The organism is Photobacterium proteolyticum (genome assembly GCF_001939735.1).
Taxonomy (GTDB): Bacteria; Pseudomonadota; Gammaproteobacteria; order Enterobacterales; family Vibrionaceae; genus Photobacterium; species Photobacterium proteolyticum.
The window spans coordinates 1-13,944 of record NZ_MJIL01000039.1; the positions used below are offsets into that span (position 1 = coordinate 1).

The 13,944-nt window shown below is 43.8% G+C and carries 13 protein-coding genes and 1 pseudogene; 5 read left to right on the plus strand and 9 right to left on the minus strand.

Translation table 11 applies throughout. From position 1 onward, the window contains the following. Positions 1–67: 67 nt before the first annotated feature. Together BIT28_RS30315 and BIT28_RS01065 are read right to left on the minus strand one after the other, a co-directional pair. A complete protein-coding gene (locus BIT28_RS30315) occupies positions 68–199 on the minus strand; it encodes an acyl-CoA dehydrogenase family protein (protein ID WP_425439623.1) in 132 nt (43 codons plus the stop codon). Between the two features lie 179 nt (positions 200–378). Next, positions 379–909, minus strand: a complete 531-nt coding sequence (locus BIT28_RS01065) for a flavin reductase family protein (RefSeq protein ID WP_075761791.1) — start codon at positions 907–909, stop codon at positions 379–381. A 168-nt stretch (positions 910–1,077) separates the two neighbouring features. On the opposite strand from BIT28_RS01065, the gene BIT28_RS01070 reads away from it, so the two are divergent. Further along, positions 1,078–1,767 carry a winged helix-turn-helix transcriptional regulator gene (locus tag BIT28_RS01070; RefSeq protein ID WP_075761792.1) on the plus strand — a complete coding sequence of 230 codons (690 nt, stop codon included), beginning with the start codon at positions 1,078–1,080 and terminating at the stop codon, positions 1,765–1,767. A 72-nt stretch (positions 1,768–1,839) separates the two neighbouring features. On the opposite strand, the gene BIT28_RS01075 is transcribed toward BIT28_RS01070, so the two are convergent. Both BIT28_RS01075 and BIT28_RS01080 read right to left on the minus strand, forming a co-directional pair. Then, positions 1,840–2,154, minus strand: coding sequence for a glutathione S-transferase family protein (locus BIT28_RS01075; RefSeq protein ID WP_075761793.1), 315 nt, complete (start codon positions 2,152–2,154; stop codon positions 1,840–1,842). Between the two features lie 9 nt (positions 2,155–2,163). Then, positions 2,164–2,703, minus strand: coding sequence for an NADPH-dependent FMN reductase (locus BIT28_RS01080; protein ID WP_075761794.1), 540 nt, complete (start codon positions 2,701–2,703; stop codon positions 2,164–2,166). Positions 2,704–2,842: 139 nt separating this feature from the next. On the opposite strand from BIT28_RS01080, the gene BIT28_RS01085 reads away from it, so the two are divergent. Then, on the plus strand, positions 2,843–3,736 hold the full coding sequence (locus BIT28_RS01085; RefSeq protein WP_075761795.1) for a LysR family transcriptional regulator: 894 nt from the start codon (positions 2,843–2,845) through the stop codon (positions 3,734–3,736). Between the two features lie 210 nt (positions 3,737–3,946). Then, positions 3,947–4,756, plus strand: a complete 810-nt coding sequence (locus BIT28_RS01090; protein WP_217696608.1) for a hypothetical protein — start codon at positions 3,947–3,949, stop codon at positions 4,754–4,756. A gap of 120 nt (positions 4,757–4,876) precedes the next feature. Here BIT28_RS01090 and BIT28_RS01095 read toward each other — a convergent pair whose 3' ends face one another. Both BIT28_RS01095 and BIT28_RS01100 read right to left on the minus strand, forming a co-directional pair. After that, on the minus strand, positions 4,877–6,697 hold the full coding sequence (locus BIT28_RS01095) for a methyl-accepting chemotaxis protein (RefSeq protein WP_175577477.1): 1,821 nt from the start codon (positions 6,695–6,697) through the stop codon (positions 4,877–4,879). A 506-nt stretch (positions 6,698–7,203) separates the two neighbouring features. After that, complete coding sequence (locus tag BIT28_RS01100) at positions 7,204–8,316, minus strand: NADH:flavin oxidoreductase (protein WP_075761798.1); 1,113 nt, start codon at positions 8,314–8,316, stop codon at positions 7,204–7,206. 381 nt (positions 8,317–8,697) lie between these two features. Between BIT28_RS01100 and BIT28_RS01105 the strand changes: the two genes are divergently transcribed. Together BIT28_RS01105 and BIT28_RS01110 are read left to right on the plus strand one after the other, a co-directional pair. Further along, positions 8,698–9,360, plus strand: a complete 663-nt coding sequence (locus tag BIT28_RS01105) for a CatA-like O-acetyltransferase (protein WP_075761799.1) — start codon at positions 8,698–8,700, stop codon at positions 9,358–9,360. A gap of 91 nt (positions 9,361–9,451) precedes the next feature. Then, a pseudogene (locus BIT28_RS01110) lies at positions 9,452–9,860 on the plus strand (DDE-type integrase/transposase/recombinase). Between the two features lie 67 nt (positions 9,861–9,927). Here the strand turns inward: BIT28_RS01110 and BIT28_RS01115 are convergent. The 3 genes from BIT28_RS01115 to BIT28_RS01125 form a co-directional block, all read right to left on the minus strand. Then, on the minus strand, positions 9,928–10,968 hold the full coding sequence (locus BIT28_RS01115) for a DUF2955 domain-containing protein (RefSeq protein ID WP_075761801.1): 1,041 nt from the start codon (positions 10,966–10,968) through the stop codon (positions 9,928–9,930). After that, positions 10,958–12,094, minus strand: coding sequence for an HlyD family secretion protein (locus BIT28_RS01120; RefSeq protein ID WP_075761802.1), 1,137 nt, complete (start codon positions 12,092–12,094; stop codon positions 10,958–10,960). The genes BIT28_RS01115 and BIT28_RS01120 overlap by 11 nt, the downstream gene beginning before the upstream one ends. A 128-nt stretch (positions 12,095–12,222) precedes the next feature. Next, the gene (locus tag BIT28_RS01125; protein WP_075761803.1) at positions 12,223–13,944 is read right to left on the minus strand and encodes an FAD-dependent oxidoreductase; all 1,722 of its coding nucleotides are present in this window, start codon (positions 13,942–13,944) and stop codon (positions 12,223–12,225) included.

The window sequence follows — 13,944 nt, forward strand, 5'->3', positions numbered from 1 at the left end:
GTCGTTTTGTCATTGAACACCTCATTTACGGTGGAGACTTTACCACCTAATTTGGTGTCCGGGATCATTAAACCACTACAATATGCTGGTGCATGGAAAGAGAGAGTGTTGTTGAAGAGTGGAGAGTAGCCATTCTCTCCAATAGTTCACACATTTCCGGGAAGCTCTTGCCCCCTCCTCCCAGCTCTTCGGGAACCATCGCAGAAAAAACTTGTTCTCCTTTAGTAATTTGTAATTCTCTAATGAAAATTGGTCATGAGTATCAGCCTCTAGCCCGTTAGAAGCATATTGGCTTGCGATACTTTCTAGCCGTTCGAAAATAGGTGCTGTACTTTTCATCGTAAATCTCTCTTTGCCGTTAAGTGGAATGTAGCAGCCTTAGGCAGCCGTTTGGCTGATGGCGGCCTGATCGTTAGTGATGCTGGTAAACCTTCCTTTCTCAAAAACAAGAGGAGGCCTATCGAATTGCTTATATTGGTGAACCTTACCAACTAGCATGAGATGATCGCCCACTGTGATTCGTTGATAGGTTTCGCAGTTAAGAATGGCTGTCGCATTAGGTACACTCGGGCCGAACTGGTCCTTATTGGGTGAACAATCCAACTGGCTAAACTTGTTTGCTCCGCGAGTCGCAAACTGCATGGCTACAGCCTCTTGATCTTCACTGAGGAAAGTAAGGGTGAAACCTCGACAGTTATAATAGGTGCAATAATTCGAAGATTGATTATCGATGCAGATACTTACCAGTGCTGGAGTTAAGGACAGAGAGCAAAAACTGTTGATGGTCATCCCAACACAGCACCCACCGTTATCTCTTGTCGTGATAACAGCCACGCCTGTGGGGTAGCTGCCAAGCATATTACGATACCGCTTAGTTTCTGATTTACTGCGGGTATTTACACGGCACATAGTTTTGACCTCACTCGAATGGACTCGATGATATAAATATAGGTACGCGGTCTTTTCCGGACTACTTCATAATAAGGAGTATCAAACTACAATTTTTGTAGTACCTAACTACTGTTTTTGTAATTGTTAAAAATGGTCCGTGAAACGACCAATGGCGAGGGTGGAACGATGAGTAAGAGTCAGTTTTGTCCTGTATCTAAAGCTATGGAAATACTCGGTGAACGCTGGACAATTTTACTGATCCGCGAGCTTGTGCTTGGTTCTACTCGATTCAATCAACTTCAGCGTGGGCTCAGAATGATGTCCCCCAGCTTGTTGACCAGAAGGCTCAGCATGCTTGTTGACGAGGGGCTCGTTATCAAGAGAAAAATACCGGGGCAAAAGGGTTATGAGTATTTTCCGTCTGAATCTTGTATGGAACTGCTCCCTGTTATTGAACATTTGTCGCAGTGGGGGATGCGATGGGCGCGGGGACAGATGGACGACGATGATCTCGATCTTGATTTGCTTATGTTACATCTACCCAGAAACCTTAATTGTAAAAAGTTAGTGGGACGGGAAACAGTTATCCGTTTCAATTTTGATGATGTTCATACTTTTCCCTCTTGGTGGCTGGTGGTAGAAGGTGAAGAGGTAGATGTTTGTGTTCATGAGCCGGGCAAGGAAGTTGATGTCTATATGAATACAAGCCTGAGAACTATGACAGAGATATGGATGGGAGATACCAGTTATAAACAAGCCATGGCTGATAAAAAGCTTACAGTCGTTGGAATTCCTCTTCTCACCAAAAATATAGATAGTTGGATGCCTGTTAGTGCATTTGCCGGCATTAGGCCAGCTCTTGGTTGTAAGAGGTAACATATGTTGCCAACATTAAGGTAAAGCTCATTATGCGAAATAGCAGCTTTGATAAACTGAATATTGACATATTTAATCATGGCCCGGCTTGGCTCGTTGGTAAAGCTTAACCAGATCACCTGCGTTGTATAGAGGATCTGAGTGAACGTCATCAAATAGCCAGCCGTCGTCATATCGCTTGTCAGCAACCGAAGAGACTGTGATGGCATCATTTAGACCAAGGAAATTGATGACCAGATAAGGCCGGTGGGCAAAAGGGCAGGCAAGCGACATATACAAATGATAGCGGTCTTGCTCAGCCGTTTGGGGCAGTTCAAAGCTGTCTTCATAAGACAACTCGTTAACCTCTTTGTTTGGATACCAAGTTCCTTGTTCTAAAACCGCCATGGGATGCTCCTAGAGTGCTTTTTCAAACGAAGTCATAAGGGCTTTGAGTTCGGCTTGTGTAGCTGTGTCAAAATCACCATCGCTAAACTTCTCCTGATAACGTCCTAAACTGAAAGTGGCTTTTACGTCACCTCCCCACCATGGCATGAGATCTGCCATGGTTTTGAGGTTGGTTGCGCCACCGTTAGGCCCTGGTGAAGTGCTGACCAAAAGAACTGGCTTTTTGTCGTCACCAAAGAATGGCTGGCCTGGTTTGGCGACACGCGAGAGCCAGTCAATAACATTCTTTAAGTACGCAGGCATAGAGCCGTTGTGCTCAGGAGAGGCAATGACCAAAGCATCGTGCTCATTCATTATTTGTCTAAGATCGAGGGCCTCTGTCGGGATGCCTTGTGACTCTTCATCTATGCCGTACATTGGCATGTCAAAGTCTTTCAAGTCGATGATAGTCACTTCATTCTGAGTCACTTTTGCTGCCAGGGAACGAACCAGCTTATTGTGGATTGACTGACTGTGATTGCTTCCGGAGAACGCGAGTATCTTTTTCATGATCTTGTCCTGTTAGTTATTTAGTTCGGCATCTTTGTGTTGTCGATGACGATAAATACTAATTGACTAGATTTAGTGAATAAACTATACCGTGGTGGTTAAACAGTTCACCATAAGTAAACAATAAGGAAAGGCCAAAGTGGATAAGATCAGGGCGCTAACGGTTTTCAGAAGAGTCGTAGAGCTAGGAAGCTTCAAAGCGGCAGCTGAAGATTTGAATCTGTCCAAGGCTGCGATCAGCAAAAATATTAACGAGCTGGAAGACTATCTTAAAAGCCCTTTGATCAATCGGACAACACGCAAGATGCACATTACGGACAATGGGCAGCGCTATTACAGCCAGGTTTGCAGTATCCTGGATGATCTTAAGCATGCTGATCTTTCTGTTATCGAGTCTTCTCAGACCTTAAAAGGCGCACTGAAAATTAGTGTTCCTATGTCATTGGGTATCATTGAAATAAACCCTATCGTTTGTGAATTCATGCATCAACACCCGGAGCTCTCTATTGAAGTCGTTATGAGCGATCAATACGTTGATCTTATCGAACAAGGTATCGATATTGCGATTAGGGGAGGTGGGGAACTCAGCAATTCCAGCCTGAGATCCCGAAAGTTGCTTGATTTGAGACGTGTGCTTTGTACATCTCCCGAGTATATTGATAAGTCCAACGAGCTTATCAAGCCTGACGATCTTGCCTTCCACAAGTGCCTCATATACAGCTTTTCTTCATCTGCCAGACGCTGGTTATTCAGAAACCAGGATGAGGTGAAAGAAGTTGAGCTTCCATCTAGCTCTTACGTAGTAAATAGCGGACTGGCGCTTAAGCAGGCGGCCTGCTCAGGCCACGGTATATTGCTGCTGCCGGAGCTGTTTGTTCGAAGCGAGTTAGCGTCAGGAGAGCTTGTTGAGGTGCTACCACAATGGCAAGCCGACAAGCATTCACTGTATCTGGTGTATCCATTTCATAAAGAACAGTCCCAGAAGGTCAGGACCTTTATTGATTTTGTTGTCGACCATTTCGAAAACAAATAAGAATAACGACTGTTTTCTTCTAACTTCAAATGCTGTTTACCAAAACTGAACAGTTATGGCTTTTTGGCCTCTAATAAGAGCTATTTAAGCAGGTTGGTTTACTCTTGGTGAATAGTTAGTTCACCGCAATACTGTTTTTCTCATTTGAACCGCTCCCTAGACTGGTCCTCGACAACACGACTCCGTGTTAAGTAATCTAGCGAGGAGCAAATGATGAATAAATGGGCCAAATTACTCATAGTGAGTGCGATTGCCAGTATGCCAGTTGCACATAGCGTGGCAAAAACAGTCTCGACAGAGGGGCTGTTGACCTTGTCATACAGTGACGGCAGAACGCCGACTCAAGGAGTTGAGAAGGTCAATGATGTACTCAGGGCGGTTGGTGTACGAGTGAGCACGCTCCCCTTGCCCGAAGAAGCGAGACCTATTTTGGAAGCCTCTAAAGAAAGAGCCATTACAAAAGAAGAAAGTGAACAGCTAATCTCACTATTTTCTTTGCACCGTGGTGATTTGCTGGATCAAATCAAAAAAGCCGGTCGAGTACCGGAGGCGCACAGAGGTGGCTTCCTTTCAACATCTGAAGTCGGCGTTGCGCCGTATCCAAAAGTGTACGACATGAGAGCAATGACGCCGGAAGTAATGCACTACCTACAAGATAAATTCGGTAAGTTGCATGTTAACAGCTCCGATGACGGGGTCGGTATTGATGAAGTGATGACTATCGTATCCGGCGGACCATGGACATGGTTTTTTGTACTGCCGGACAATGTGGTCGGTAAACTGACATTGGGCCATGTACCAGCAGATGGTGAAGCATGGCGGCTCAGCTATCCAGGTCTTGTGCCACATGGAGGCTTCCTGGATGCGCCTTATGGACTGGTTGTTGCCTATGCCCACGGCCCTGAACACTTTGTTATGCGCTACGAAGAACCAAGTGTCGAAGGGGCTGAGACTCTTGGCACCAACGCATGGATCGACTTCAGCGGTGATGTGCCTGAAAATAACCTTTCAAAGCCCTAAGTCGGCTGAGAAAAGCGAGCTGTAGGGTTATCTGGCCTCACTTTATTAGTGGGGCCAGAGCGTGAACTACATACAATCCGCATCATGTCCGAATTAGTACAATACAGCTTAGGCGATTGATCAAAGTTTGAATTGACCTAATAAGGCCTTCAGCTCTTGAGTCATAGTGGCCAATTCTTTGTTGGCGATGGCTAACTGTTCCATACCTGCTGCCGACTCTTCACACACATTGTTGATGTCTTCCATATGGAGGTTAATCTCATCACTGGTATGACTCTGTTGCTCAATTGCAACGGCAACGTGACGGTTCATTTCACTGACGCATTCAACCGTTTTAGTAATGTCATGTAACGAGTGATTAGCCAATTTCGTCTGTGATACTGCACTTGTAGCGAGACCTTCGCTGTTTTCCATCACCTTGGTGGCGGCTTCAGCGTCTGTTTGAAGCCCAGCGGTAATAGTCAGGATTTCTTTCGTTGCTTCCTGCGTTCTAAATGCCAAGGAGCGAACCTCGTCAGCAACAACGGCAAACCCTCTGCCAGATTCTCCGGCACGAGCGGCCTCAATAGCAGCATTCAGCGCTAGCAGGTTGGTTTGATCTGCGATGCCTTGGATAACGCTAAGTACTTCGCCGATATTTTGGCTATGTATAATCAATGTCTTAATTACATCAGTAGCACTTTCTACTTCATTGGCTAATAGAGTGACTCCCTGGATACTTTGCTCTGCCATCTCGCACCCTTGCTCGGCTTCTTGATGGGCGTGCTCTGCTGCGTTATCGGCTTGGATTGTGCTCTGTTTAACTTCTTGCACGGAAGCATTCATTTCCTCCATGACAACAGCAATCTGGCTAATATCTCGCTGCTGTTTGAATGCGCCTGTTTTCGCCTGCTCCATAACAACCGACATCTCCTCCGTGGTTGAGGCTAATTGCAGAACGGAGTTCGCGACAACATTGACCGTGCTATGGATCTTGCCTACAAAAGTGTTAAACGCTAAACCCAATTCAGCAATCTCATCATTGCCTTTGGTATCCAGTCTTACACAAAGATCACCGTCACCATGCGAAATGTCGTTCATGGTTTTGGTGACTAGGGATAAGCGGCCAGAAATCCGGCTAGCGAAATAAATCACTAAGGAAGAGATGATGATCGTAATGCCAATACCAAGCATGAGAAGGAAAGATCTCGCTTCATCTTGAGCCTGGCTTATCTGGCTTTTAAGCTGGCCCGCTTCCTCTGCCAGAAGAGATTCAGTTCTTTTAATCGAACTTCTTAGTTCGCCAATTAACCCTTGATTGTCAGTTAAGCCCTGTTGGTGTGATAGGGATACAAAAAGGTTAAACGACTCTTGGTATTGCGCCAACACAGGGGGCAAGTTAGTTCTTACTGCAGCATATTCAGGTAATAACAGTTGGTGTTGCATGTGTTTTAAACGTTCAGTAAAGGCGTCAGCATATTTATTCTGGCGCTGCAACATAAAGTCCTTTTCCTGGCGACGAAGAAGAAGCAATTGAACACGCAATTGAGCGTTATCAATAAGATTTATTTGTGTTTCTAACTCATGGGCCGCAGCTCTCAGGGAATTAATAATACCGCTGTTATTGTTTAGACCAATTTTCTGTTGAACTAACACAACCTCATTAAAAATTCTGTTGTATTCGCTAGTAATGGATTTTAGTGTTGGGAGACTATCAAACGAAATATCGGCATTGGCTAATGAGAGATTTAATGCCTGTAAATCGGCGTGAAATTGACTGAAACTTGAATCAAAACTCTCTTTGTATTTCATATCCCTGCGGGCTAAAAAGTCCTTCTCGTCCTTACGCAATGCCAGCATGTCAGCTTCGACTCTATAAACGAGTTGAGAGGCATTTGTTACAGCTTGTATTTTTCCAATAAAATAATGTGAACTTGAAATCATGGCAACCATGGCGAGCATTAGAATGATCACCATGCAGTGTAGCGTTCTCTTTATTGACATTGTTGTAATTTAATCCTATCTCTTGTAACTAAGCAGCATCTCTATACCAATCAGAGTAAGTCGTCGTTCAGGTAGTTGCCCAGGAAAAATCACTTAGAACAAGGCTCGAATTACAATCTAACGAGTTCTTTAATTGTAAAATCATAACGCAGTTATAAACGATTTTTGCCAGCATAATGATCAAATACTTACGTTGCTTGGTATTTATTACGATTAATTTCGATGAATAACCGTGACTTCTCTTCCATTTATCATACAAATGTATTTGCAGCGTAGTATAGGGCAAGTTACGGACAATACAAAGACCTGCAAAGCAAAAAAATAGTCCCTTTCTCCTTGAAAATTCGTACAAATGATCACGTAGCTTCGCTAAAACAGGGGGGGAATCGACAGTGGCTTTTAGATGGGCCAAGTCAGCAATAACTTGCTGACTTGTTGTTGGAGATGGGGATTTGTCAGCTTATTTATAGGCAAGCTAGTTGAGACTTTCTTTCTTTGTTTACGACACAGAAATTGCCACGTTTGGTGCGGCATTTTGAGCACCTTTCGCACTCTACTGGTGTTCTGTCGCCTTCTTTCCAGCGCTTAATTAAATGCGGTTCAGACAGTAAAGGTCTTGAAAGAGCAAAGTATTGAATGCTGGTAGTATTTGCAATTTCTTCTATCGCATTAATATCCGTTAATCCGCCGACGGTAATAACGGGAACATTGATCTCTTCACTGATGACATGCCCATATTCATGGAAGTAGCCTTCTTGCTGAATGGTATAGCCGTCATAGCACTCGCCAATCATGCTATTCGCCTTAGCATGGATATTACCCGAGATGATGATTGCATCCACGCCAATTGCTTCTAATTTTTTACAGATAATGCGTGTTTCATCGAAGGTCAAGCCACCCTCAAAAAATTCAGATGCCGTTAATTTAACTAATATTGGATATTCATCACCGACAAGTTTTCGTATTTCGGCATAGATCTCCAGAAGAAATCTCATTCGATTGTCTAGGCTGCCGCCATACTGATCTTCTCTTTGGTTGTAATAGGGGCTTAGGAACTGATTGATTAAATAGGTATGTGCTGCATGGATTTCGATACCATCAAAGCCTGACTCTTGCGCTCTTCGGCTTGCTTGAGCAAAGGCTTGGACGATGTAATCTATTTCATCCTGAGTCATCGCTTTACCTGGTGTTTTTGTGCCTCTTTCACACACTTCACTTGGCGCATAAATCACTCTTTCGCCGACATTGTAAGTGGTTTTTGTGCCACCGTAGGCAAGCTGCATGGCTATTTTAGAGTCGTTGTTGTGTACCAACTCGGTAAGCTTTTGGTATTCACCGATAAAGGAATCATTGTACATTCCCATCATGCCGGCATTGGGCTTCTCTTCCTCTACAATATTGGCGTAGCCCGTTACAATCAGACCGACATCTCCTTTCGCGAGTTCTTCGTAGATGGCGTATAGCTTATCCGTCATATGGCCTTCTTCAGTTGCCATATTTTCCCACGTAGCGCTTCGAATGAAGCGGTTTTTTAATGTCATGTTGCCAATACGGGTTTCTGCAAACAGAGTACTCAAGTCCAATCCTCTTAAAGTCGTGTTGTATTATTCATCAGCCTAATAAAGAACAGCCTTACTTATATATGGCTGTTCTTTTATCCACTTTTGCTATGTGCAGTCGGCAGCGGCAAACATTACCGACTATAGAGGTGACAATCCTTAATCTGGATTAATTTAGTGCCATATATATGATTTAAGATCTGCACTTAAAGCGTGATTTCTGCTGCTAAAATGAAGGCTAGGAGGCTTGTAGTTGGTGTTGATTCTTATTTCGGCTTTTTAGCGCCATATGGAATGGCTTCGAGAAGGGGCTTGTGGATGTTTTTCTAGTTCCCATTGTTTTAATAAATCAATATCATCGCCACAATCATCAAAGGTATAGGTTTAAAGTGAAATTCAATGGCATATAAAGTACAGGATAAAAGCCAGTGGTCACGTGCAGAGCATTTCAAGTTCTATCAAGGCTTTACTCATCCTTGGTATAACATCTGCACAAACCTCGATGTGACTGAGTTATACAATTATTGTAAGCAGTATGGTCATCGTTTTTCCCATGCTTATCTCTATCTAACGCAACAAGCGCTTAACCAGTGTGAGCCGATGGCGTATCGCATTGTGGAGGATGAAGTGCGTATCTATTCACCAATGTGTGTCAGCGTTGCCTTGCTTGCTAATGACGAAACAGTAAGATTTTGCGATGTACCTCATAAGCCTATTTTTAAACAATTTACCCAGAGCGCGACTGAAGTAGAAAAAAGAGTCAAGGACTCAACATTTATTCTGGAACAGTTTATTGGCAAAGAAATGCGTCAAAATACCATTCATATGACTGTACTGCCTTGGGTCGATTTCACCAGCATGACGCACGCAAGGGATACTAAACATCCGGACAGTATTCCCAAAACAGCCTTAGGGAAGTTAACGCAAGAGGGCGAGCATTGGAGAATGCCCTTTTCGATAGAAGTGCATCATGGGTTGGTGGACGGACTCCATGTTGGCCAATTCATTAATACCCTGCAGGGATTGTTCAATCAGCCATCCTTGTTAGATTTGAGTAATTAAAGAGCTGGAAAGAGTTTGTAGAGTCGCTTATCAGGGCTCTGTTGCAAAAAATTCAGTCAGGCTCACAACTCCACTTTTTCCGAGTTAATCAATGACCAACCTCGGATTTAAATGGAAGTATTTTTCCGTGAGATTATCGCTTTGGTACCTATGTTGGTATGCCTCGGCATTATGCAAGAAGTTACGTCACTATCAATTCATCCGGACAGACTCTTCGTGGCAGTTCGATGAAACCTACGTCAAAGTGAAGAGGAAGTGGCACTACCTTTACCGCGCCACCAATAAGCAAGGCGAAACGCTGGATTTCTATTTCTCTCACAAACGTAATAACGAAATAAAGAAGCGGCGTATTAGTTCCTTAGGTGCAGCCTGATACATTAAGGATGTTAAACACAGGCCAGTTTGATTTCTGGTTACGTCATGATGAACGTGAAATCATTGTGCGTGAGAGAGCCGCCTTTATGAATCGCCTATTCAATGTTGAGGTTGTTTACCAGTAATCATTGAGCCCATCACTGGTTAGATCTGCCTCATCAGATTATATGCAATAGAGCTGTTCATTTCCGCTTAAGGCTTTGTTGACGGCTTCAGCCAACCTAAAGCGGTTAATACCATAAAGTTAAATACGACGTAGATATTAGCAAGAGCGATATATATCCAGCGTTCATAGAAGGCGTAGTCAAGATCGAAGCCGGTTGTGTTTGTTGTGTCGGTGATGAGTAGCATTACACAGCTCAATGCTGATGCAAACAGGGCGCCTTTCGGGCTGTTGAATACGATTTTCGCAAACATCAATGTGCCTAAGAACATAATCAGCAAGTAGAAGGGCACCACTGGTGCAATCACCATAAGCTCGTAGATGGCAATAGCGGCTAATCCGCCAATAAAGTTCGCAATCAAAACGCCTACTAGAGTTTTGATTCCTTTGTGCAGGCATGCGCTAAGTACTAATATCCCGACGTAAATTAGTGTCAATATTGCAGCTTGGCAGTCGAACATGAGGAAGTACACCAATATCGGCAACACAACTAGAGTGTTAATTAACGCAGTCCGAGCAGCCTCAGCGGGCGACTTAATCGTCGGTGAGGGAGAAGGATTGCTCACTTTCACTGGGATAATGACATGCATCAGAGCCGTAGAGAAGAGCGCCAGAAGATACGATTTGGTCACACCCAGAGCAATTTCCATCGATAAGTTAATATCTAGCATCGCCATTGATGGGTAGGCGAGTACAGACATCAACAGTATTACGACAATAAGAATATTTGCTCCTGTTGCAGCTTTATAGAAAATGCCGTACAAGAACCAGCCCATAGCGATAACGGTTAGCAGTGGATAAGGTTCAACAATGCGGGTTAAGAATATGCCCATTCCCAAAGCTACAATTAGGGCTTTGATAAAGCCGCCGTATACTCTGGGAGGAAATGGCCTCGCTGGCGGCCCTAGCATTAAAGTGACTAGGCTTGGGGTGATGTAAGCCATTTCCCATTGCCACATTACCATCACAAAGACAGGGATCATAACACCTAGCGAATAGCGAAGAATGTTGCGCTCATTTTCCCTGTTTGAGTTTACCGCCACTGAAGCACCAACAGAATCAGTAGACATAACTTAATAAGCCCATTAAGTGGATGAATGCTTTTCCCAGCCAGTACATTACACCAGTATCACTTGTGTATACAATGATGTCAGCCTGACCGCCTTCGCGACGAATTCCTGGAGGTATCTCTTCAGCGAAATCGATAATAACTGGAAAAAGCTGTGCTTCCCTGAGCCATCCACTCTTTTTAACCGGAACTTGCAAGCCCCCCACTTGAGTACCCGGTTCAAACTGAACACCGTAGCCAACTGAATTAACAGTGCCTTTAAACACTCTGCCTGGGGCTGAATCAAAGACTATTTCAACCTGGTTACCAGTTTGAATGTTTTCCAGATTATTCTCCCTCAGATAAGCTTCAATCCATGTGTCTTTGGTGGAAATATAGGTCATCAAAGGCTGACCAGGGTTCACATAGAGCCCTGTGTCATAACGTACATTAACCACCAAGCCTAAACGAGGCGCTCTAACGACGGTATCTTCCAGATTAACACGGGCTTGAAGAAGTTCAGCCAACGCTTTTTTGATTCTAGGGTTATCGTTACCAGAAATACCCGCATCAATTTTGGCTCGTTCAAGCTCAGCTTGCGCCTTGTCCACTTCTGAACGTGCATTTTGTAACTGCGTGTTCGCCTTATCAATTTCGGCTCTAGAAACAAAACCGCGTTGTCCAACCGATAGTACCCTTTCAACTTGAATCTGGACAAGGTTTTGGTTGGTTATTGCCTCGACCAAGTAGGCTTGTGCGGTTGATACGCCCGCTGTTTTAGCGCCAACTTCTTGGCCTGCCAGCTCTAGTGCCGCTTCTGCCTGATTAACAGCAAATTCATATCGTTCAGGGTCAATACGGGCAACAACTTGTCCTTGTTTTACTATTTGGTTATTTTCAACGGGTAGCTCGATAACACGCCCGGCGACAGATGAAGAAAGTGGATTAACATAAGCGCGAATACGCGAATTATCAGTAAACGGTGTCACTCGGTCAGCAACCAAATACCAAGTAAGAATCAGCAGACACAAGGTTGCAATGATGAGTGTAACTTTTTTTACCACTGCTTGTTCAGAAGCATGTGATGACTGTTGTTCACTTTCGTTGGTTTCAATTTGATCTGGGTTTGAGTTGGCCTGGCCACTCATCTTCAATACTCCAAGTTAGGTAGGATAAATTAACGACTTACATTGAACGTCACGATGAAGAAAACCATCAGCGAATTGCTAATGGCTCTTATTGGCCGTTAATCGTGGAACGTATTCTTACAAAGGAGTTAAGCGCTTTTCTCTTCTGCAAGCTGGCCGGCACAAGCTGTACAATTACCAACCATAATATCTTTTCGATTCTTATGGTTGTAACTCATCATTTCTTCATAAGCTTTTACAAACTCGTAGCTACCTGCAACGTTGTAAGCATCGAACCCGTTGGCCTTGAGCATTAATGTCATGTTGTAACTTCTTTCACCGGTACGGCAGTGAACATAAACAGGCTTAGTTTTGTCAAGCTCATCCAGACGCTGGCGCAGAGAGCTCATAGGAATATTGACAGCACCTTTAATGTGTCCTGCTTCGTATTCTATCGCCTCTCGTACGTCAATGACCTGTTCACCGGTTTCCAGCAGATCATAAACCTCTGAGAAGCGAACTTGTTTAAAGGCTCCTTCATTGAGGTTTGATGCAATATACCCAACTTTGTTTACGACATCTTTTCCTGTTCCGAATGGTGGTGCATAACATAGTTCAAGGTCAGCCAGGTCCTCAACTGTCATACTCGCCTTAATCGCAGTAGAGATAACATCAGCTCGTTTGTCTGGAGCACCGTTAGTGGCGAATTGAGCACCAAGGATCTTGCCGGTGTCTTTTTCAAAAATTAGCTTAGAGTAAACAAGATGATTGCCTGGCATAATGCCTACAATGCCTGGAGGTGCTGCGTATACGACATCGTATTCAATTCCAGTACTTACAAGCATCTTTTCTGATAATCCAGTAGACGCAACATTTAGATCGAACAACTTAACAACACCACTTCCGATATAGCCTTTATTGTTGATTTTTCTACCATTGATTCTGTCAGCGATTAGTCGGCCTTGCTTGTTGGCAGGCCCTGCCATTGCCAATGGGAAAGGCTGACCTGTTAGCTGATTTGTTACCAAGATAGCGTCGCCAGCCGCGTAAACGTCCTTTGCTGTTGTCTGGTAGTTATCATCAACTTTGATGTAACCTCTTTCGTTAAGCTCAACACCAGAGTCCTTCAGAAATCCTGTTGATGGTTTTACACCTATAGCCAGGATCACGCCGTCGGTTTCAATCTCTTTACCTGACTTTAGAATAACTTTTCTGGCATCGAACGCCTCTACCAAGTCTTCGATGATGATTTCGACGCCATTTCGAACCATTTCAGCCTGGCCGAAGTAAGACATATCTCGGTCTACAAACGGAATAATTTGGTCGGTACCCTCGATTAGAGTAACGTCAATACCTCGTTCTCTCAGGTTTTCTGCAGCTTCCAGTCCGATGAAACCACCACCAACAACAGTCATATGTTTAGGATTATTTTCCTTAATAAACGACATGATCTTAGAAACATCAGGCACAGTTTTTAAACAGTAGTTGTCAATTTTTTCTAGCCCCGGGAATAGAGGAACAACTGAATCAGCACCGGGAGATACCACCAAAGCATCATAATGCTCAGTGGTTACTTCACCAGTGACGGTATTCTCAACTTGAATAGTTTTTGCATTTGAATTTACTGAAATTACATTGCTGTTAACTCGGGCATCGATATTGAACCACATTTTGAACTTTTGTGGGTTCATTAAGACAAGAGTCTCTTCTTTCTCTACAACGCCTGAAATGTGATAAGGCAGACAGCAGTTTGAGAAAGACACTACTGGACCTCTTTCAAACATGATGATTTCAGCGTTTTCATCTAGCCTTCTGCATCTTGCCGCTGCAGATGCACCACCTGCGACGCCACCAATGATAATAATTTTCAT